The following is a 20,768-nucleotide window of genomic DNA, read 5'->3' as shown; positions in this document are numbered from 1 at the left end:
CGGAGAAAGATAGCCGCCCGGCCTCAGCCCGGTCAGGCCGCCGGATACTCCAGAAAGTACCCCACCTTCCGCATGGTGCGGATCTGGACGGCGGAGTCCAGGAAGGCCAGCTTCTTCCGCAGGAAGGACACGTAGACCTCCACATTGTTGTCCTCCGCGTCGGACTCCAGGCCCCACACCCGGGCGATGATGTCGTCCTTGGGCACCACGGCGCTGGCGTTGGCCAGCAGCAGCTTCATCACCTCGAACTCCTTGAAGCCCAGCCGCACCGACTTCTCCCCCCGGCTCAGGCACCGGGTGGACAGCGTCAGGGTCAGGTCGGCCACCGACATGGTCTCCCCCAGCACCTCGCCCTGGCGGCGGGTGAGGGCCCGGATGCGGGCCATCAGCTCCTCCGGGTCAAAGGGTTTGGTCATGTAGTCGTCGGCGCCGCAGTCCAGGCCGGTGACCTTGTCGGACGTCTCATCCTTGGCGGTGAGCATCAGGACAGGGGTGGAGTTGTGGGCGGCGCGGAGCCGCCGCACCACCTCAAAGCCGTTGAGGCCGGGGAGCATCACGTCCAGCACGATCACGTCGTACTGGCTGGTGAGGGCGTAGTCCAGGCCGTCGGAGCCGGTATACACCACGTCGGTCTGATAGCGCTGCTCGGCCATGATCTGGGACAGGGCTTCCGCCAGCCGCACCTCGTCCTCCACAATTAAAATCCGCATAGGGGTTCACACCTTTCTCCCGCTGAAAAACCGGCAGCGGGTACTGTTGTCCGGCAGACAGCACCATTGTAGAGCGGCAACCTTTAGTTTACCTGAAATTATATCAGGGACGAAGGAAAAATCCACGCTCCGGCGAAACATTTACAGAGTGTTCATATTTCAGGCCGGGCGGGGCCCGGTTCCCACCGGGCATTTTGAAATTCTGGAAAACTTTAAGAAAAAATTTATTGCTACACCCCGTCCGGGGATGGTAGAATATCATCTGCGCGGACGGCGCCGCGGAAGGCCGTCCGGTATCAACGGAAAAGCAGGTGATTTGATTTTGGATATCATGCAGTGGCTGACCAGCGTGCCTGTGGGCGAGTTCGTATTCACGGTCCTGGTCTCCATGATCCCCATCGTAGAGCTGCGGGGGGCCATCCCCTTCGGCGTAGCCACCCTGGGCCTGCCCTATGGGGCGGCCTTTGTGGCGGCCATTATCGGCAATATGATCCCCGTCCCCTTTATCGTGGTGTACATCCGGCGGATCTTTCTCTGGATGCGCCGCCATCTGCCCCGGCTCAACAGCCTGGTGGACAGGATGGAGAAGAAGGCCCACCTGAAGGGGCAGAAGGTGACCCGGTACAAGTACCTGGGCCTGATGATCTTTGTGGCCATCCCGCTGCCCGGCACGGGGGCGTGGACCGGCGCCCTGGCGGCGGCATTCCTGGATATGCCCCTGCGCAAGGCCCTGCCCAGCATCTTTGCCGGCGTGCTGCTGGCCGGGTGCATCATGAGCCTGCTCACCGCCTTCGGCATCAACGTATTCTCCTCCGTTCTGGCCTGAACGGAGGGAAAAACGGCCCGTTTCCTGAACGCCCCTCACCTGCGCCGCATAGGATATGGCGGAGGTGAGGGGCGTTGTTCTATATGATCGGAAAGGCTGTGCTGGCCCTCTTGGCGGCGGCGGGGCTGCTGGCCATCGGCTGGCTGCTGCTGGGGACACTGGTGGCCCCGGTGGGACGGGGGAGCGTGTACGCCGTGGTGCCCGCCAGCGGGGACGGGGAGCGGCTGGAGCAGGACCTGGCCGGGCTGCGCTGGCTGAGGAAGGGGGGCGCGGCCCGGTTCACAGTGGTCATCGCCGACTGCGGCCTGAGTGGGCAGGGCCGGCGGCTGGCCGAGCTGCTGGCCGGCCGGGACAGGGGCGTGATTCTCTGCGCCATAGATGACCTTCCCGCTTGCCTTGGGGGAGAAAAACAGGTATAGTATAACATATGTACGAATAAGACGGGATAGGGGAAGAGACACCATGGAAGAAGAACAGCTCAACTGTATCGAGGGCACCGTAGAGGCCGTCATCTACCAGAACGAGGAGAACGGCTACACGGTCCTCCGGCTGGACGCGGGGGACCAGGGGGGCATCACCGTGGTGGGGTGCATCCCCGGGGCCGCGCCGGGGGAGAGCATCACCGTCCGGGGCAGCTGGATGCGCCACGCCTCCTACGGCGAGCAGTTCAAGGCCGAGACGGTGGACCGGCGGATGCCCGCGGGCGAGCGGGCCATCTTCGACTATCTGGCCTCGGGGGCGGTGCGGGGCATCGGCGCGGCCACGGCCAGGAAGATCGTGGAGGAGTTCGGCGGCGAGGCCCTCACCGTGCTGGAGGAGCACCCGGAGCAGCTGACCAAGATCCACGGCATCACCCGCAAGCGGGCCCTGGCCATGGGGGAGAACTTCCGCCTTCAGCTGGGCATGCGCCGCCTGCTGGAGTTCCTGGGGGACCACCAGCTGCCCCTCCAGCTGGCCATGCCCCTGTACCGGCGGTACGGGGACCGGACCCTGGAGGTACTGCGGGCCAACCCCTACCTGCTGGTGGACGAGGAGCTGGGGGTCCGGTTCGACCAGGCCGACGAGCTGGCCCTGGACCAAGGCATGGAGGGGGACGACCCCCAGCGGCTGGAGGCCGGGCTGCTCTTTGAGCTGAGCCACAACCTGAACAACGGCCACACCTTCCTGCCCCGGCGGAAGCTGCTGGCCGCCACGGCCCAGCTGCTGGGCCTGGAGGACCTGGAGACCCTGGGGGACGGGCTGGAGGCCCTCATGGAGCGGGGCGAGGTTATCCAGGAGGAGACGGCGGGGGAAGAGGCGGTCTACCTCTTCGACCTGTACGAGGCGGAGTGCTTCGTGGCCCAGCGGCTGGCTGAGATGAGCCGGGAGGAGCTGCTGCCCCCGGAGGACATGGACCGGGTCATTGACCGCATCCAGCGGGACCAGGGCATCACCTACGCGCCCCAGCAGCGCTCCGCCGTGGAGCTGGCGGCCCGGTCCCAGGTGATGCTGCTCACCGGCGGCCCGGGCACCGGCAAGACCACCTCCCTCCGGGGGGTGCTGGCCCTCTTCGACCACATGGGGCTGGACACCGCCCTGGCCGCCCCCACCGGCCGGGCGGCCAAGCGGCTGGGGGAGCTGTGCGGCATGGAGGCCTACACCATCCACCGCCTGCTGGAGACCCAGTTCGACCCGGGCACCGGCAAGCTGGTGTTCGCCCACGACGAGTCCGAGCCCCTGAAGGCGGACGCGGTGATCGTGGACGAGACCTCCATGGTGGACATCACCCTCATGCGGGCGCTGCTGTCCGCCCTGCGGGGGGAGTGCCGCCTGGTACTGGTGGGGGACCCGGACCAGCTGCCCTCGGTGGGGCCGGGCAACGTGCTCTCCGACCTGATTCGCAGCGGACGGGTGCCCACGGTGCGGCTCACCGAGATCTTCCGCCAGGCCGCCCAGAGCGCCATCGTCATGAACGCCCACAGCGTCAACCGGGGCGAGCTGCCCGACCTGCACAACAGCGCCGCCAAGGACTTCTTCTTCCTCCGCCGCACCGACCCGGTGCGGGTGGCGGACACCATCGTGGAGCTGTGCAAGACCCGGCTGCCCGAGAAGATGGGCATCCCCGCCGACCAGATTCAAGTGCTCTCGCCCACCCGGCGGCACACCACCGGCACCGCCTCCCTCAACCGGAGCATCCAGGAGGCGGTGAACCCGGCCCAGCCCGGCAAGGGGGAGCGCCGCTTCGGGGAGTACATCTTCCGGGAGGGGGACCGGGTGATGCAGGTGCGCAACAACTACGATATCATGTGGCGTGGCAAGGACAACACCGACACGGGCATGGGCATCTTCAACGGGGACATCGGGGTCATCGTCAAGGTGGACAACCGGGACGAGGTCATCACCGTGGACTTTGAGGGCCGGACGGTGGAGTACACGCCGGACATGCTCTCCGAGCTGGAGCCGGCCTACGCCGTCACGGTACATAAGGCCCAGGGCAGCGAGTACCGGGCGGTGATCCTGGCCGCCCTGGACGGCGCGCCCATGCTGCTCACCCGGGGCGTGCTCTATACCGCCATCACCCGGGCCAGGGAGCTGTTCATCATCGTGGGGGACGAGGGGAAGGTGGCCCAGATGGTGGCCAACAACCGCCAGCAGCGGCGGTATTCCGGCCTCCGGGCCAGGCTGGCCGCCGTGGAATAGGAAGCTTCAGATTTAGTGCATGCAATTGCGTGCACTAAGCAGTAAAACGAATCAAAGAAACATACCATATACGCAGAATGCACGCACTTGGCGTGCGTATGGGGTGTGTGGTATGATGAAGAAAGAAATCAAGAACATCGGCCTTCGGGTAAGTCCGGAGGTCCACCAGAAGCTGCGCTATATCGCCGAATATGAGGGCCGGACGCTGAACGGACAGGTCTACTATCTGATGCAGACCTGTATCCGTGATTTTGAGAAGGAACATGGGCCGATCCGGCCGGAGGATCTGAAATGAAGGCGGGGCAGATTTTGATGGACCTGCTGTTCCCGCCCCGGTGCGTGTTCTGCGGCCGGGTGCTGGGCAGCGGCGAGCGGGAGATTTGCGCCCAGTGCCAGCGCACTCTGCCCTGGCTGACGGAAGAGGCGGCGGAGCAGACGGGGGAGTTCTTTGACAAGTGCGTCTCGCCCCTGCGCTATGAGAACTTTGTGCGGGACTCCATCCACCGCTACAAGTTCAAAGGCATGAGCCGGTACGCGGGCATTTACGGCATCCTGGTGGCCCAGTGCGTCCGGGACCATCTGGCGGGGGCGTACGACCTGATCTCCTGGGTGCCCCTGTCGGACAAGCGGAAGAAGGAGCGGGGCTACGACCAGGCCTTTCTGCTGGCCCAGTCGGCGGCGGTGAACCTGGACGACGCGGCGGTGGAGACCCTGCGCAAGCTGCGGGACACCGAGGCCCAGTCCGGCCTGGAGCACGACGAGAGCCGCCGGGCCAACGTGCTGGGGGCCTACACCTGCACCGAGCCCGAGCTGGTGGAGGGGAAGCGGATCCTGCTCATCGACGATGTGATCACCACCGGCTCCACCATCTCCGAGTGCGCCCGTACGCTGCTGACCGCCGGCGCGGAAAAGGTGGTGTGCGCCACCCTGGCCAGGGCCCGCTCCGGCCGGTGACTGGTCAATGTGCCCTATGGGAGAGAAAAAATTCCAATCCGGGCCAGGAAAATGTGAAAAATCTATAAAATTTGGGAAAAGCGTTGAAATAACACATCCGCCACATTATAATGTAGAGGATTAAGATATGGGATTCTGGTCCAAACTAAAAGAAATGCTAAAAAAGCTTAGAGGTGCGGGTATGTTCAGTAAGGATATCGGAATCGACCTGGGAACAGCGTCGATCCTCGTTTATGTAAAAGGCAAGGGCGTGGTGCTGCGGGAGCCCTCCGTGGTGGCCATGGACAAGGATACGGGCAAGCTTCTGAAGGTGGGCACCGAGGCGCAGCAGATGCTGGGCCGTACCCCCGGCAATATCGTGGCCATCCGTCCCCTCCGTGAGGGCGTCATCTCCGACTTCGACATGACCGAGCGGATGCTCAAGGAGTTCATCCGCAAGGCCGCCGCCTTCCGCTTCTTCAAGCCCCGCGTGGTCATCTGCGTGCCCTCCGGCATCACCGAGGTGGAGGAGCGGGCCGTCATCGACGCGGGCATCCAGGCCGGCGCCCGCCGGGTGTACCTCATCGAGGAGCCCCTGGCCGCCGCCATCGGTGCGGGCATCGACATCACCAAGCCCGACGGCCATATGATCGTGGACATCGGCGGCGGCACCACCGACATCGCCGTCATCTCCCTGGGCGGCATCGTGGAGTCCACCTCCATCAAGATCGCCGGCGACCAGTTTGACGAGGCCATTGTCAAGTACATCCGCCGCAAGCACAACGTGCTCATCGGCGACCGGACCGCCGAGGAGATCAAGATGCAGATCGGCTGCGTGTTCCCCCGGCCCGAGGAGCAGAGCTACGAGGTCAAGGGCCGCTGCCTGATGACCGGTCTGCCCCGCACCTTCACCGTCACCTCCAGCGAGATGATCGAGGCCTTCGAGGAGGTCTCCACCCGCATCCTGGAGGCGGTCCACGGCGTGCTGGAGCGCACGCCCCCCGAGTTGGTGGCCGATATCTCCACCAACGGCATCGTCATGACCGGCGGCGGCAGCCTGGTGTGGGGCTTTGACAAGCTGATCGAGTCCCACACCGGCATCGAGACCCACGTGGCCGACGACGCCATATCCTGCGTGGCCTTCGGCACCGGCAAGAGCCTGGACTCCGTGAGCGACATGCAGGACGGCACCATAAACCTGTCCCGCCGCAAGCAGATGAACTGAACAGATGCGCCCTTCTGGGCGAGACAAACGCCGGAATGCAGCCGCATTCCGGCGTTTGTGCACATTTTGGGGCGGTATGTCTTTTCTGACTTCTGGCTATTCTAATCGGCACCGGTTTCTGCTATAATAATGTTTAATGGACCGGCCGCCCCGCGGTCTGTTCATGTGGCCTGTGCCGCCTGTTAAAGCTGAGATATTTTGCCGGTGTTTTGGCCGGTATTGCCTATAAACTCAATTATTGGAGGTCAAAATGGACATTTTTTCTGCTGTGCGCATGGTGCTGGAGCGGGAGTGCCCGGAGCTGGAGCTGCGCACTGAGGAGCCCATGGCCCGGCACACCACCTTCCGGGTGGGCGGTCCTGCCAGGCTGATGGCATTTCCCAAAGATAAAAAAGAGATCAAGGCGGCTGTCCGTGCCGCTGATCAGATGGGGGTCGTCCCCTTTTTCCTGGGCAACGGCAGCAATCTGCTGGTGGCCGACAAAGGCGTAGAGGCCTTTGTCATCAAGACCGGCGGACTGGACCAGGTCCGGGAGGTCAACCGCCGCCTGCGGGCCGAGTGCGGCATCCCCCTGTCCCGGCTGGCCATGGCCGCCCTGGGCCGGGGGCTGACCGGCCTGGAGTTCGCCCACGGCATCCCCGGCAGCCTGGGGGGCGCTGTGGTGATGAACGCCGGGGCCTACGGCGGGGAGATGGTCCAGGTCCTCACCGCCGTCACCTACCTGGACGAGACCGGCCAGGAGCATACCGTGCCCGCGGAGCAGTGCCAGCTCACCTACCGCCACAGCGTGTTCACCGACCACCCGGCGTGGCTGGTGCTGGAGGCGGAGATGGAGCTGGAGCAGGGTGACGCCGAGGAGATCAGGGCAAAAATGGAGGACCTGGCCCAGCGGCGCAAGAGCAAGCAGCCCCTGGAGTACCCCAGCGCGGGGAGCACCTTCAAGCGGCCGGCGGGCCACTTTGCCGCCGCCCTCATCGAGCAGTGCGGCCTGAAGGGCCTGACCGTGGGGGGCGCCCAGGTGTCGGAGAAGCACGCCGGGTTCGTCATCAACCGGGGCGGCGCCACCTGCGCCGACATCCTGAAGCTGACCGACCAGATCAAAGAGACCGTCCTCCGGGAGACCGGGGTGGCCCTGGAGCTGGAGGTCCGGACCCTGGGCTGCGTGTAACAGAAAGAAAACCATTGGCAGAGGTGTGGAGTTATGGAATTTGTGATCATTTCCGGCCTGTCCGGCGCGGGAAAGAGTAAGGCGGCCTCCTTTATGGAGGATATGGGGTTCTATGTGGTGGACAACATGCCGGCGGCGCTGATCCCCAAGTTCGCCGAGCTGTGCATGGCCAGCCCGGGGAAGTACGAGCGGGTGGTGCTGGTCACCGACATCCGGGGCGGCCAGACCTTTGACGGGCTGTTCGACGCCCTGGACGCCCTCCACAGCATGGGCTGCCAGTACAAAATCCTCTTTGTGGAGGCCACCACCGAGACCATCATCAAGCGCTACAAGGAGACCCGCCGCATCCACCCCCTGCTCCGGCCCGGCGAGAGCCTGGCCGAGGCGGTGGGCCAGGAGCGGAAGGATCTGGAGCCGGTGCGCCGCCGGGCGGAGTACATCATCGACACCTCCGCCCTCTCCACCTCCAAGCTGCGGGGCGAGGTGCTCCGCCTCTTCGGCGGGGACAGCGCTGTGCCCGCCATGGGCGTCAACGTCATCTCCTTCGGCTTCAAGTACGGCATTCCCCTGGAGGCCGACCTGGTGTTTGACGTGCGCTTTCTCCCCAACCCCTACTACATCGCCGAACTGCGGCACCAGACCGGGCTGGATAAGCCGGTGTATGACTTTGTGTTCGGCTACCAGGAGACCCGGGACTTTATGACCCACCTGGAGAATCTCATCAGCTTCCTGCTCCCCAAGTACGTGGAGGAGGGGAAGACCATGCTGGTCATCGGCATCGGCTGTACCGGCGGCCAGCACCGGAGCGTGGCCATCACCAGAGCCCTGGCCGACTTCATCCGCCAGAAGGGCTACCAGGCCACGGACAACCACAGGGACATGACAAGAGCGTAGGAGGTGCGTCTGATCTATGACCGAGCCTTATTCCGCCGACCGCCGGTGGGAGTATGAGCCGCGGATCGTCGCCATCGGCGGCGGCACCGGCCTGTCCACCATGCTGCGGGGCCTGAAGAGCTACACCCACAATCTGACCGCCATCGTCACCGTGGCAGACGACGGCGGCGGGTCCGGCGTGCTGCGCCAGGACCTGGGCATGCCCCCGCCGGGGGATATCCGCCACTGCATGGAGGCCCTGGCCAACGTGGAGCCCGTGATGGGGGAGCTGCTGTCCTACCGCTTCCCCAAGGACTCGGGCAGCCTGGCGGGCCAGTCCTTCGGCAACCTGATCCTGGCCGCCCTCAACGGCATCTCCGGGTCCTTCGACCAGGCCGTGGCCCGGATGAGCCAGGTCCTGGCCATCACCGGCCGGGTGCTGCCCGTGACCAACGCCGACGTGCAGCTGGAGGCCACCTTTGAAAACGGCACCGCCGTGGTGGGGGAGTCCAAGATCAGCGCCTTCAAGAAGGAGCAGGACTGCCGCATCAAGCAGGTACGGCTGCTGCCCGAGCGGCCCGCCGCCCTGCCCGAGAGCCTGAAGGCCATCGGCGAGGCGGACATGATCCTGCTGGGCCCGGGCAGCCTGTACACCAGCGTCATCCCCAACCTGCTGGTGGAGGGCATCGCCGACGCGGTGTGCCGGTCCAAGGCCCTGAAGATGTATATCTGCAACATCATGACCCAGGACGGCGAGACCGAGGGCATGACGGCCTCCGACCACGTGAAGGCCCTGCTGGCCCACTCGGGCCCCGGACTCATCGACCTGTGCCTGTGCAACTCTGCGCCCGTGCGGCCCCGCCTGGTGGAGCGGTACAAGGAGGAGGACGCGGCCCCCATCGTGGTGGACGCCCCCGCCATCGAGGCCATGGGGATCGAGGTCATCACCCGGCCCCTGGCCTCCGAGACCTCCAACTACGCCCGCCACTCCATCGCCCGGCTGGCCGCCGCCGTCATGGAGATCTACGAGGACCGGGCCCAGACCAAAGTGTTCTGAGCCGACGGGACGGATATCAAACAACAAGCGAGGGATTCTTTCATGTCCTTTTCCAGCCAGACCAAGGAGGAGCTGTGCCGCGCCCCCCTGGCCCGGAAGTGCTGCGCCCAGGCCGAGGCCTACGGCGTGCTTCTCTTCTGCAACGCCTTCTCCACCCGCGAGGTCCGCGTGATCACCGAGAGCGGCGCCTTTGCCGCCCGGCTGCCCCTGCTGTTCCGGAAAGCCTTTCAGCTGGACTTTGACAGCCTGCCTGAGGGAGAAGGGGGCAAGCGGGTGTTTTCCATCACCAATGGGGACAAGCTCCGGCGGATCTTCACCGCCTTCGGCTTTGACCCGGCGGACAGCCTGGCCCACCACATCAACTTCGCCGTCCTGGAGGAGGACCACTGCCGGACCGCCTTCTTCCGGGGCGCGTTCCTGGCGGGCGGCTCGGTCACCGACCCGGCCAAGCGCTACCATCTGGAGCTGGTCACCTCCCACTACAGCGTCAGCCGGGAGCTGACCGCCCTGCTGCTGGAGGCGGGCTTCTCCCCCAAGGAGACCACCCGCAAGTCCAACTACATGACATACTTCAAGCAGAGCGAGTACATCGCCGACTTTCTCACCGCCATCGGCGCGCCGGTGGCGGCCATGGAGCTGATGAACGCCAAGCTGGAGAAGAATCTGCGGGGCAGCGTGAACCGCCGGGTGAACTGCGACGCGGCCAACCTGGACAAGGCGGTGGACGCGGCCATGGAGCAGATCGAGGCCATCCGCCGCCTGGAGGAGCGGATGGACCTGACCGAGCTGGGGGACAAGCTGTACGAGACCGCCCGGCTGCGGCTGGAGAACCCGGAGCTGACCCTGTCCCAGCTGGCGGAGCTGTGCGACCCGCCGGTGACCAAGAGCTGCATGAACCACCGGCTGCGCAAGCTGCTGGCCCTGGCCCAGACGGGAGAAGGGGCGCAGTAAACGCCGCATCCGGCCAAAGATCAGGCGGGCGCCGCCTGAACCATCCGCTGAATAAGTACATAAAGCTGGTAGGGGAAATGGGGATGTCACGACTGTTTTGCTTTCACAGTCCCGATTCGCCGGAAGTCCTCAGAGAGAAGCTGGAGGAATGGATTGCCGCGGAGAACTGGAAAGGGACCCGGCAGACCCTCACAGATGGCCGCTGGAGCTGCCGTGTGCACTGGCGCAGGAAGGGACGCTTCATCTTAAAGGAAAAGCACTGGCGGGCTGAAAAGACAGGGGTATACACCTTTTCTGAGCCGCATGGGGGGTATACTGACGCGCCCATTGAGAAGATACCCAGGCCCCTGGGCGAACAGCGGGCGCACATAGTGGGCGGGTTCCACCTCGGCACATATGCAGAGGCGTATTTCCCCAGACCATTTTCCGGGCGTATCCTGCCGGACGGAGCGGGTGGAAGTATTCTGTCTGGACGATTTGTGGTATCCGGCTTCGTAAAGGCCGTTTATGCTGTGCTTTTTGCGGTCATTATGCTGTGGATCATCCAGACGAAGCGGTTGGAATTGCTGCTGCTCCTGCTCCTTTTGCTTGGAGCGGTATTACGTCTCAAATTTGCGGATTACGGTGCGGAAGGCCGGGACCGGAGTATTCTGGCGCTGCTTCGCGCCCATATGGAGGAAATACAAGAAAATTCCATTTGATTTCTCGCGAGGAGGTTCTATATGTCTTTTGTCCACCTGCATGTCCATACTGAATTCAGCCTGCTGGACGGCGCCTGCCGTATCCCCGCCCTGGCCGCCCGGGTGAAGGAGCTGGGGCAGAGTGCGGTGGCCGTCACCGACCACGGGGTGATGTACGGCGCGGTGGACTTTTACCGGGCCTGCAAGGCCGAGGGGGTCAAGCCCATCATCGGCTGCGAGGTGTACGTGGCGCCCCGGGGCATGACCGACCGGGTCCACGAGCTGGACGCCGAGGCCCGCCACCTGGTGCTCCTGTGCAAGAACGAGACCGGCTACCGCAATCTGTGCTATCTGGTGTCCCGTGCCTTTCTGGACGGGTTCTATATCAAGCCCCGCATCGACAAGGAGCTCCTCTGGCAGCATACAGAGGGGCTCATTGCCATGTCCGCCTGTCTGGCGGGAGAGGTGCCCCGGCTCATCATGGGCAGCAACTACGAGGGGGCCAAGCGGGCTGCCCTGGAGATGAAGGAGCACTTCGGGGAGGACTACTACCTGGAGATCCAGGACCACGGCCTGCCTGTGGACGCCGAGGTGGTGCGGGGCATTGTGCGCATCCACCAGGAGACGGGCATCCCCCTGGTGGCCACCAACGACGCCCACTACACCCGGCGGGAGGACGCCGCCATGCAGGACACCCTCATGTGCATCCAGATGGGCAAGACGGTGGACGACCCGGGCCGCATGAAGTTCGAGACCGACGAGTTCTACATCAAGTCGGAGGAGGAGATGGCCCGGCTCTTCCCCGACTGGCCGGAGGCCATCGAGAACACCGCGAAAGTGGCGGAGAAGTGCAACCTGGAGTTTGAGTTCGGCAAGTACCACCTGCCCGAGTTCAAGCTGCCCGAGGGCTGGACCGACCCTGACGCCTACTTTGAACACCTGTGCTGGGAGGGCTTTGCCCGCCGCTACCCGGAGGGAAGCGAGAAGAACAAGGCCCAGCTGGAGTACGAGATGGGGGTCATCCGGCAGATGGGGTTTGTGGACTACTTCCTCATCGTGTCCGACTTCATCGGCTACGCCAAGGGCCACAATATCCCCGTGGGCCCTGGCCGCGGCTCGGCCGCCGGGTCCATGGTGTCCTACTGCATGGACATCACCGACGTGGACCCGGTGAAGTACGACCTGTTCTTCGAGCGGTTCCTCAACCCGGAGCGGGTCACCATGCCCGATATCGACATCGACTTCTGCATCCGCCGCCGCCAGGAGGTCATCGAGTACGTCCAGCGGAAGTACGGCGAGGACCACGTGGCCCAGATCGTCACCTTCGGCACCATGGCCGCCCGGGGCGCCATCCGGGACGTGGGCCGGGCGCTGAACATCCCCTACGCCGACGTGGACGCGGTGGCCAAGCAGGTGCCCAGCGGCCCCGGCGCGCTGCACATCACCCTGGACGAGTCCCTCAAGCTGTCCAAGCAGCTGCGGGAATCCTATGAGGGGGACGAGCGGATTCACAACCTGATCGACACCGCCAAGGCCATCGAGGGCATGCCCCGCCACGCCTCCACCCACGCCGCCGGCGTGGTCATCACCAAGCGGCCGGTGTACGAGTACGTGCCCCTGGCGAAAAACGACGAGTCCGTGGTGACCCAGTACGTCATGACCACTCTGGAGGAGCTGGGCCTTCTGAAGATGGACTTCCTGGGCCTGCGGAACCTGACCGTGCTGGACGACGCGGTGCAGCTGGTGCGCCGCCGCATCCCGGACTTTGACCTCCACGCCATCCCCGACCACGACCCGGCGGTGTTCAAGATGCTCTCCGACGGCAAGACCTCCGGCGTGTTCCAGATGGAGTCGGCGGGCATGACCGGCGTGTGCGTGGGCCTGAAGCCCCAGAACATCGAGGACATCACCGCCATCATCGCCCTCTACCGCCCAGGACCCATGGAGTCCATCCCCCGGTTCATCGCCTGCAAGCAGAACCCGGACAAGGTCAAGTACAAGCACCCCCTGCTGGAGCCCATTCTGAAGGTCACCTACGGCTGTATCGTCTACCAGGAGCAGGTCATCCGCATCTTCCAGGAGCTGGGCGGCTACTCCCTGGGCCAGGCCGACATGGTGCGCCGGGCCATCTCCAAAAAGAAGAAGGCCCAGATCGAGAAGGAGCGGCAGACCTTCCTCTACGGCGACAGCGAGCGGGGCATTGAGGGCTGCATCGCCCGGGGCGTGCCCGAGCAGACCGGCATGGACATCTACGACGAGATCTACGACTTCGCCAACTACGCCTTCAACAAGGCCCACGCCGTGTCCTACGCCATCGTGGCCTACCAGACCGCGTATTTTAAGTGCCATTACACGAGAGAATATATGGCAGCTCTCCTCACCTCCGTGCTGGACTCCAGCGAGAAGGTGGCGGAGTACATCGCCGAGTGCAAGGAGTGCGGCATCGCCCTGCTGCCCCCGGACATCAACGAGTCGGGGGCCAGCTTCACCGTCACTGGGGAGAACATCCGCTTCGGCCTGGCGGCGGTGAAGGGGGTGGGCTGGGGCTTTATCCAGTCCGTCCTGGACGAGCGGGAGCGGGGCGGGAATTTCCGGTCCCTGTCCGACTTCTGCGCCCGCATGATGGACGCGGACCTGAACAAGCGGGTGCTGGAGAGCCTCATCAAGTGCGGGGCCTTTGACAGCACCGGCGCCCGCCGTTCCCAGCTGCTGAAGGTGTTCCCCCAGGTGGTGGACTCCATCGCCCAGACCAGGCGGAAGAACCTGGAGGGCCAGTTCGACCTGTTCGGCGGCGGAGGGGACCAGCCCCAGACCGCCCCGGAGGTGGCCCTGCCCGACATCCCCGAGTTCTCCCGCCGGGAGCTGATGACCATGGAGAAGGAGACCACCGGCCTCTACCTCACCGGCCACCCCATGGATGAGTACCGGGAGACCGCACGGCGGTACCACGCCGCCCCCATCGGGGCCATTCTGTCCGACTTCGCCCAAGAGGAGGGCAACACCGACTTCCAGGACGGGCAGAAGGTGAACATCGCCGGCGTCATCTCCGCCGTCAAGACCAAGACCACCCGGAGCAACTCCCTCATGGCCTACGTCACCCTGGAGGACGACACCGGCTCCATGGAGCTGCTGGTGTTCTCCCGGGTGCTGGGGGAGAGCGGCAGCTATCTCAAGGAGAACATGCCCGTGCTGGCTGCCGGACGCATCTCGGTCCGGGACGAGAAGGCCCCCCAGCTGATGGTGGACTCGGTGCGGCCCCTGCTGCAGGATGGCGGCGAGCCGGCCAAGGAGCCGGAAGCCCCCAAGGGGAGACAGCGGCAGAAGATTTTTGTCCTTCTGCCCAGCGCCCGCGACCCCCGCTGGCGGAAGATCAAGCTGATCCTGGAGCTCTTCCCCGGGGACGAGCCCTTCAAGGCCAAATTCGCGGACACGGAGCAGTGGGCCGCCCCCATACCCTGCGTGGTCCATCCCGCCCTGGTGCGGGAGCTGACCGAGATGCTGGGGGAGGAGAACGTGGTGGTCCGGCAGCAGAAAACAGACAAAAGACAGGCATAGCGAACGGAGGAAAAAACTACGGGATTTCTGAAAAAAGCGGCCTCCATCCTCTTTCACCGCACCGCCCTGGTGGGCGTCCTTCTGGTGCTCCAGGTGGTGATCCTGGCGGTGGTGATGGTGGAGTTTGCCAACTACTTTGTCTACTTCTACTTCTTCTGCACGGCGGTCTCCATCCTGGTGGTGCTGTGGATCATCAACGCCCGCACCGACCCGGGGTATAAGATCGCCTGGATCGTGCCCATTCTTCTGGTGCCGCTGTTCGGCGGGCTGGTGTACCTCCTCTCAGGCGGCAACCAGCTCTCTGCCCGGATGCGCCGGAAGATGGAGGGCATGGACCGCCGCCTGACCGAGGTGCTCAGCGACGAGTGCAAGGCGGACGTGCTGGAGGAGCGGTACGGCACGGACGCCGCCAACCAGGCCCGCTATCTGGAGCGGTTTGCCCACTGTCCGCTGTGCGCCAACACGGACGCCGAATACTACCCCCTGGGGGACGACGTGTTTGCCGACATGCTGGAGGCCCTGCGTGGGGCGAAACGGTATATCTTCCTGGAGTATTTCATCATCAGCCGGGGCCTGTTCTGGGACTCCATCCTGGAGATCCTGGAGGAGAAGGCCAGGGCCGGGGTGGACGTGCGGGTCATCTACGACGACGTGGGCTGCCTCTACACCCTGCCCAAGAACTACCCCCGTGAGCTGGAGGCCAGGGGCATCCGCTGCCGGGTGTTCAACCGGTTCATCCCGGTGCTGTCCGTGCGGCTGAACAACCGGGACCACCGGAAGTTCTGCATTGTGGACGGCCATACCGCCTTCACCGGCGGCATCAACCTGGCCGACGAGTATATCAACCAGCGCCGGCGGTACGGCCACTGGAAGGACAGCGCCATCCGGGTCACCGGCGAGGGGGCCTGGAGCATGACGGTCATGTTCCTCACCATGTGGGAGTATATCTGCGGCGGCGAGGAGGACTACAGCGCCTACCGTCCCGCAGCTCTGCCGCCCCTTCCCGCGGACCGGGACCTGGGGTACGTCCAGCCCTACACCGACAGCCCCCTGGACGGGGAGCCGGTGGGGGAGACGGTGTACCTCAACCTGATCAGCAAGGCCAGGCGCTACGTGTATATCACCACGCCCTATCTCATCATCAGCGACAGCGTCAACACCGCCCTGTGCAACGCCGCCAAGTCCGGCGTGGACGTGCGCATCATGACGCCCCATATCCCGGACAAGAAGATCATCTTTGAGGTCACCCGGGCCCACTACGAGCCCCTTCTGGAGGCGGGGGTGCGGATCTTTGAGTACACCCCCGGCTTTGTCCACGGCAAGAACTTCGCCGTGGACGACTGCTACGCCACCGTCGGCTCCATCAACATGGACTACCGCAGTATGTTCCTCCACTTTGAGGACGGCGTGTGGCTGTGCGGCGCGCCCGCCGTGCTGGACGTGAAGCGGGACTTCCTGGACACCCTGGCCGTCTGCCAGGAGATCACCCTGGCCCGGTGCCGGGAGCGGTCCATGCTCCGCCGTCTGCTGCGGGCGGTGCTGCGCGTGTTTGCCCCTCTGATGTAATAACCTGTGCGGGCGGCGGCCCGCTGGTCATAACACAATGTACGGCGCTTATGCCGGGAAGGGGAGAGACGATGAGAGAATACCTGCTCTATATCGACGGGGCCTGGGTGCCCCAGACCGACGGCGAGGTGATGGAGGACCGGAACCCGGCCGACGGGTCGGTGATGGCCATGGTCCACATGGGCGGCCGTCAGGACGCGGAGAGGGCCCTGGCGGCGGCTTACGCAGCCCGGGGCAAGTGGGCCGCCACAGCCCCCGACGTCCGGGAGCGGCTGCTGCTCCGGGCCGCCGATGAGATGGAGGCCCGGGCCGCCGAGCTGACCGACCTGATGATCGCCGAGAGCGGCTCGGCCCGGTACAAGGCCCGGGGGGAGGTCATGGGCAGCGCGGGCATCCTGCGGGTGGCGGCGGGGGAGTGCCGCCGGCTCCACGGCGAGGTGCTCCAGCCGGGTGGGCCGGGGCAGATGTCCATGGCCGTCCGGTCGCCCCTGGGCGTGGTGCTGGGCATCACTCCCTTCAACTACCCCATGATTCTGGCCATCAAAAAGCTGGCCTACGCCCTGGCCGCCGGGGACACCTTTATCCTCAAGCCGTCCCCCATCACCCCGGCCACCGGCCTGGCCATCGCGGAGGTCTTTGACGCGGCAGGCCTGCCCGCCGGCGTGCTCAACGTGGTGCCCGGCCGCAGCGAGGTCATCGGCGACCTGCTGGTGGACGACCCCAGGGTTCGGATGGTCACCTTCACCGGCTCCAGCGCGGTGGGGCGGTCCATCGCCGTCCGGGCCGCCCGGGACCTGAAGAAGGTGGCCATGGAGCTGGGCGGCAAGAATCCCCTCATCGTCCTGAGGGACTTCGACCCGGTCCAGGCGGCGGACATCGCCGCCTACGGTGCCTTCTGCCACCAGGGACAGGTGTGCATGGCCACCTCCCGCATCATCGTGGAAGGGGAGGGGTATGAGCCCTTCTGCGACGCCCTGGTCCGCCGGGCCGAGGGCCTGAAGGTGGGCGACCCCAGGGAGGAGGACACCATCATCGGCCCCCTGATCCAGCCGGAGAAGTGGAAATTCATCGACGGGCAGATCGAGGACGCCCTGTCCAAGGGGGCAAAGCTGCTCACCGGCGGCCGCCATGAGGGCCCCTGGTACTGGCCCACGGTGCTCGCCGGCGTGACCCCCGAGATGCGGATCTTCCACGAGGAGAGCTTCGGCCCGGTGACGTCGGTGGTGCGGGCGGGGGACCCGGAGGAGGCCCTGGCGCTGTGCAACGACAACGAGTACGGCCTGTCCGCCGCCCTGCTGACCCACAACCTGGAGCTGGCCTGGTCCCTGGGGCTGCGGATGGAGGCGGGCATGGTACATATCAACGACACCACCTTCCTCAGCGGCACCACCGCCCCCTCCGGCGGCGTGAAGTTCAGCGGCTTCGGCCGGGAGGGCGGCCGGTACTCCATGGAGGACTTCACCGAGCTCAAGTGGCTGACCATGCAGGTGGAACCCAAGAAGATGCCCTTCTGAGTATCAGAACATACAAAACGCGCCCCGCGGGAACTTCCCGCGGGGCGCGTTTTTGGTTGTCAGCCGATGCCGCCGTAAATGATGCCGAAGATGACCACGGCGCCGGAGAGGATGACGTAGACGTATTTTGCGATGAAGTCGAAGGCCTTGCCGATGGGCTTGTCCCGGCCCAGCATGAGCTCCTTCTTGATGGGGTCCAGACCCAGCACCCAGTAGATGAACACCGCCGCCAGCACCGCGCCGAAGGGGGCCACATAGATGGTGATGAGGTCCAGCCAGCTGCCCATGCCGGACAGGGACTCCAGGAACACGGACACGCCGAACACCACCACGCCTACAATGGTGGTGGACAGCCACCGGGGCAGCTTCAGGTTGGACTCCAGGGCGGCACCGCAGGCCTCCAGCATGTTCATCAGGGAGGTGATGCCGGCGAAGAACACGGACACAAAGAACAGCAGGGCGAAGAGCTGTCCGCCGGGCATCAGCTGGAACACCTTGGGCAGGGTGACGAACATGAGGGAGGGGCCGGAGGCGGGCTCAATGCCGAAGGCGAACACCGCCGGGATGATGGCAAAGCCGGCCAGCAGGGCGGCCAGGGTGTCCAGCAGGGCAGTGACCACCGAGTGGTGGATGATGTCCTCCGACTTCTTCATGTAGCTGCCGTAGATGAGCATGCCCGCGCCGTTGATGGACAGGGAGAAGAAGGCCTGTCCCATGGCCATGATCCAGGTCTCCGGGTCGAGCAGATAGGTCCAGTCCGGCTTGAGCAGGTAGAGGTAGCCGTCCACCGCGCCGGGGAGGAAGGCCACCCGCACGGCGATGACCAGGAACAGGACAAAGAATGCGGGCATCATGAACTTGCTGATCTTCTCGATGCCGGCGGAGACGCCCAGAACCAGGATGAGCACCGTCAGGGCCACGGCGATCAGGTGCCAGGGCACCGAGCCGAAGTCCACCGCCAGGGTGTCGAAGAAGGCGGCGGAGTCCCCGGCCAGGACGGAGCCGGTCACCGACCCGGCGATGTACCGCAGCACCCAGCCCACCACCACCGAGTAGCCGATGGCGATGCCCAGCACCCCCAGCAGGGGCATGATGCCGATGATCTTTCCGCCCCGCCTGCCCCGGGTCTTGAGGGCGTAGTCGAAGGAGCCCATCGTGCCCGTGCCGGTGAGACGGCCCAGGGCGAACTCGCCGGAGAGTCCGGCGTAGCTGAACAGGGCCACAAAGATGAAGTAGGGGATGAGAAACGCGCCGCCGCCGTACTGGCCCACCCGGTAGGGGAAGAGCCAGATGTTGCCCATGCCCACGGCGGAGCCCACCGCCGCGAGGATGAAGCCGGCGGAGCTGCGGAATGTTCCGCTGTGAGCGGAATGGTGATGCGCCATGCGTAGTACCTCCAGACAGATATGCCGCCGGACAGGCATCTCGGTTGGCCTGCCGCGCCCGGCGGAGACGAATGCTCTTTAAAGTGCAAAAGTCAGCTCTAATAGTATACATGCTTTGGAGCAAAAACACAAGCAGGAGAAAAGAATGGCGCCCGCAGGCCGGGTGTGGTATGCTGGAAGCGGAAATTCCGGCGAAAAACACCGGATGGAAGCTCCGGTTGACAAAAGGGAAGGCATATTTGGTGGACGGCGGGGAAGAAAACCGGGTATGCTGGAGGCGGAAGGAGGGAGCGGACCATGACACTGGGACAGCGGATCGCCGCCCTGAGAAAAGAGAAGGGCCTCTCACAGGAGGGGCTGGGAGAGCTGGTGGGGGTGTCCCGCCAGGCCGTCAGCAAGTGGGAGGCGGACAAGACCGTGCCCGACGTGAACAACTGCATCGCCATGAGCCGGGTCTTCGGCATCTCCCTGGCCGGCCTGCTGGAGGTGGAGGAGACCCTGGGGGATGGGGCGGAGCGCACCGGCGGCGAACAGCTCAGCGAGGAGCAGCTGGCCATGGTGGAGGCGGTGGTGACCCGCTACCTGGAGCAGCGGAAGCGGCGCATCCGGCCCGGCCCGCTGATTCTGGGCGGCATTCTGGTGCTGGCGCTGGTGGTGCTGCCGGCATGGAACTGGCTCACCCAGCTGGAGCGGCGGATGTCGGGCATGAGCCGGGAGATGGAGGAACTGGAGTGGAAGATCGTCTCCGGCGTGGGGGAGAAGTTCACCGCCACCCTGGAGGCGGAGAGCAGCCTGGTCACCGACTGGAGCTGCATCCTGTCGGCGGTGGATCTGGCGGCCGATACCGCCGCCTATGACATCGCCGTCACCATGAAGGAGGTGGGGGAGGATACGACCGTGTCCTTCCTGGCCCGCAGCGACGGGGAGCAGGTCACAGTCACCGGAGCGAGAGAGGAGCAGGTCTTTACCGCCCAATTGATTTGCCCCCTCAGCGACGATATCCAGATCTATCTGGTGGCAGACACCGCAGGCGTGAGCCGCACCCAGCAGCTCTATACCGACATGAGGCTGGCGGAGCGCTACTCCGTGGGCCTGGGCGGCACGGTAACCAGCGGCAGCCTGTCGGAGAACGGCCTGACTGAAGACGCGTCGGTGATGGCGGAGGTGACCGTGGACTGCAGCGATCCTACAACGTGGGCACCAGGCCGGAGGTGGTCCGGCTGGAGGTGGGCGTGCTCGTGGGGGAGAAGCTGGTGAAGACCATACCGGTGGATACGCAGGAAGGCGGGATAGTGGTGGAGCCCAACTGGAGCCTGTCCACCTATGTCAATGTACCCCTGGGAGACGTGTCCGCCCAGGCGGGGGACGCCCTGGCCATCGTGCTGTTCAGCGAGGACAACGTGGGCCGCCGGACCTCCCATATCCTGGGTTACTACCAGATCGGGGAGGAGGGAGCGGCGGAGCCCGATCTGCTGAAGATCAGCGAGCTGGACGACGGCACATGGGGCCTGGATGCATGGGAGTAGTGCGAAAAAAGAGCGCCGTCACGCCTTGACCTGACCGGCATTTTCCGATAAAATAGAACACACAAAACTGCGGAAGCCGTCCACGGTGTGGACGGCTTCCGTATTGCCGAGGAGAAGAAC

General features: G+C 64.9%; 18 protein-coding genes. 16 read left to right on the top strand and 2 right to left on the bottom strand.

Translation table 11 applies throughout. The annotated features are described in order from the left end of the window. Positions 1 to 32 precede the first annotated feature (32 nt). Entirely contained in the window at positions 33 to 710 is a 678-nt protein-coding gene (locus tag Q0K23_RS03290) for a response regulator transcription factor (RefSeq protein ID WP_294517823.1), read from the bottom strand. Positions 711 to 1,041: 331 nt separating this feature from the next. Between Q0K23_RS03290 and Q0K23_RS03285 the strand changes: the two genes are divergently transcribed. The 14 genes from Q0K23_RS03285 (at position 1,042) to Q0K23_RS03220 (ending at position 17,737) form a co-directional block, all read left to right on the top strand. Then, on the top strand, positions 1,042 to 1,536 hold the full coding sequence (locus tag Q0K23_RS03285; protein WP_294517846.1) for a small multi-drug export protein: 495 nt from the start codon (positions 1,042 to 1,044) through the stop codon (positions 1,534 to 1,536). Between the two features lie 83 nt (positions 1,537 to 1,619). After that, positions 1,620 to 1,955, top strand: a complete 336-nt coding sequence (locus Q0K23_RS03280) for a hypothetical protein (RefSeq protein ID WP_294517821.1) — start codon at positions 1,620 to 1,622, stop codon at positions 1,953 to 1,955. A 43-nt stretch (positions 1,956 to 1,998) separates the two neighbouring features. Then, positions 1,999 to 4,215: an ATP-dependent RecD-like DNA helicase gene (locus Q0K23_RS03275; RefSeq protein ID WP_294517819.1), complete on the top strand. Its 2,217-nt coding sequence runs from the start codon at positions 1,999 to 2,001 to the stop codon at positions 4,213 to 4,215. Positions 4,216 to 4,327: 112 nt separating this feature from the next. Then, positions 4,328 to 4,510, top strand: a complete 183-nt coding sequence (locus Q0K23_RS03270; protein WP_294517816.1) for a toxin-antitoxin system HicB family antitoxin — start codon at positions 4,328 to 4,330, stop codon at positions 4,508 to 4,510. Next, positions 4,507 to 5,169 (top strand): ComF family protein, encoded by a 663-nt coding sequence (locus Q0K23_RS03265; protein WP_294517814.1) that lies wholly within the window; start codon positions 4,507 to 4,509, stop codon positions 5,167 to 5,169. The genes Q0K23_RS03270 and Q0K23_RS03265 overlap by 4 nt, the downstream gene beginning before the upstream one ends. 181 nt (positions 5,170 to 5,350) lie before the next feature. Further along, positions 5,351 to 6,373: a rod shape-determining protein gene (locus Q0K23_RS03260; RefSeq protein WP_294517812.1), complete on the top strand. Its 1,023-nt coding sequence runs from the start codon at positions 5,351 to 5,353 to the stop codon at positions 6,371 to 6,373. 250 nt (positions 6,374 to 6,623) lie between these two features. After that, positions 6,624 to 7,541: a UDP-N-acetylmuramate dehydrogenase gene (murB, locus tag Q0K23_RS03255; protein ID WP_294517810.1), complete on the top strand. Its 918-nt coding sequence runs from the start codon at positions 6,624 to 6,626 to the stop codon at positions 7,539 to 7,541. Between the two features lie 33 nt (positions 7,542 to 7,574). Further along, the gene (gene rapZ / locus Q0K23_RS03250; RefSeq protein ID WP_294517808.1) at positions 7,575 to 8,435 is read left to right on the top strand and encodes an RNase adapter RapZ; all 861 of its coding nucleotides are present in this window, start codon (positions 7,575 to 7,577) and stop codon (positions 8,433 to 8,435) included. Positions 8,436 to 8,451: 16 nt separating this feature from the next. Continuing rightward, positions 8,452 to 9,471, top strand: coding sequence for a gluconeogenesis factor YvcK family protein (gene yvcK / locus Q0K23_RS03245; RefSeq protein WP_294517806.1), 1,020 nt, complete (start codon positions 8,452 to 8,454; stop codon positions 9,469 to 9,471). A 42-nt stretch (positions 9,472 to 9,513) separates the two neighbouring features. Next, a complete protein-coding gene (gene whiA / locus Q0K23_RS03240; RefSeq protein ID WP_294517804.1) occupies positions 9,514 to 10,422 on the top strand; it encodes a DNA-binding protein WhiA in 909 nt (302 codons plus the stop codon). 83 nt (positions 10,423 to 10,505) lie between these two features. Then, entirely contained in the window at positions 10,506 to 11,123 is a 618-nt protein-coding gene (locus tag Q0K23_RS03235; RefSeq protein WP_294517802.1) for a hypothetical protein, read from the top strand. Between the two features lie 21 nt (positions 11,124 to 11,144). Beyond that, entirely contained in the window at positions 11,145 to 14,657 is a 3,513-nt protein-coding gene (locus Q0K23_RS03230; protein ID WP_294517800.1) for a DNA polymerase III subunit alpha, read from the top strand. Positions 14,658 to 14,771: 114 nt separating this feature from the next. Next, entirely contained in the window at positions 14,772 to 16,223 is a 1,452-nt protein-coding gene (gene cls, locus Q0K23_RS03225; protein WP_294517844.1) for a cardiolipin synthase, read from the top strand. Positions 16,224 to 16,294: 71 nt separating this feature from the next. After that, positions 16,295 to 17,737, top strand: coding sequence for an aldehyde dehydrogenase family protein (locus Q0K23_RS03220; RefSeq protein WP_294517798.1), 1,443 nt, complete (start codon positions 16,295 to 16,297; stop codon positions 17,735 to 17,737). Between the two features lie 59 nt (positions 17,738 to 17,796). Here Q0K23_RS03220 and Q0K23_RS03215 read toward each other — a convergent pair whose 3' ends face one another. After that, positions 17,797 to 19,122 (bottom strand): sodium-dependent transporter, encoded by a 1,326-nt coding sequence (locus Q0K23_RS03215; protein WP_294517796.1) that lies wholly within the window; start codon positions 19,120 to 19,122, stop codon positions 17,797 to 17,799. Between the two features lie 297 nt (positions 19,123 to 19,419). Between Q0K23_RS03215 and Q0K23_RS03210 the strand changes: the two genes are divergently transcribed. Both Q0K23_RS03210 and Q0K23_RS03205 read left to right on the top strand, forming a co-directional pair. After that, positions 19,420 to 20,379: a helix-turn-helix transcriptional regulator gene (locus Q0K23_RS03210; RefSeq protein ID WP_294517793.1), complete on the top strand. Its 960-nt coding sequence runs from the start codon at positions 19,420 to 19,422 to the stop codon at positions 20,377 to 20,379. Beyond that, entirely contained in the window at positions 20,355 to 20,648 is a 294-nt protein-coding gene (locus tag Q0K23_RS03205; RefSeq protein WP_294517791.1) for a hypothetical protein, read from the top strand. Before Q0K23_RS03210 ends, Q0K23_RS03205 begins: the two co-directional genes overlap by 25 nt. Positions 20,649 to 20,768: the final 120 nt, after the last annotated feature.

The organism is uncultured Pseudoflavonifractor sp., from assembly GCF_944387275.1.
GTDB classification, from domain to species: domain Bacteria; phylum Bacillota; class Clostridia; order Oscillospirales; family Oscillospiraceae; genus Pseudoflavonifractor; species Pseudoflavonifractor intestinihominis.
The sequence above is the reverse complement of the archived record's forward strand: the minus strand, read 5'-3'. Positions and strand labels throughout refer to the sequence as shown.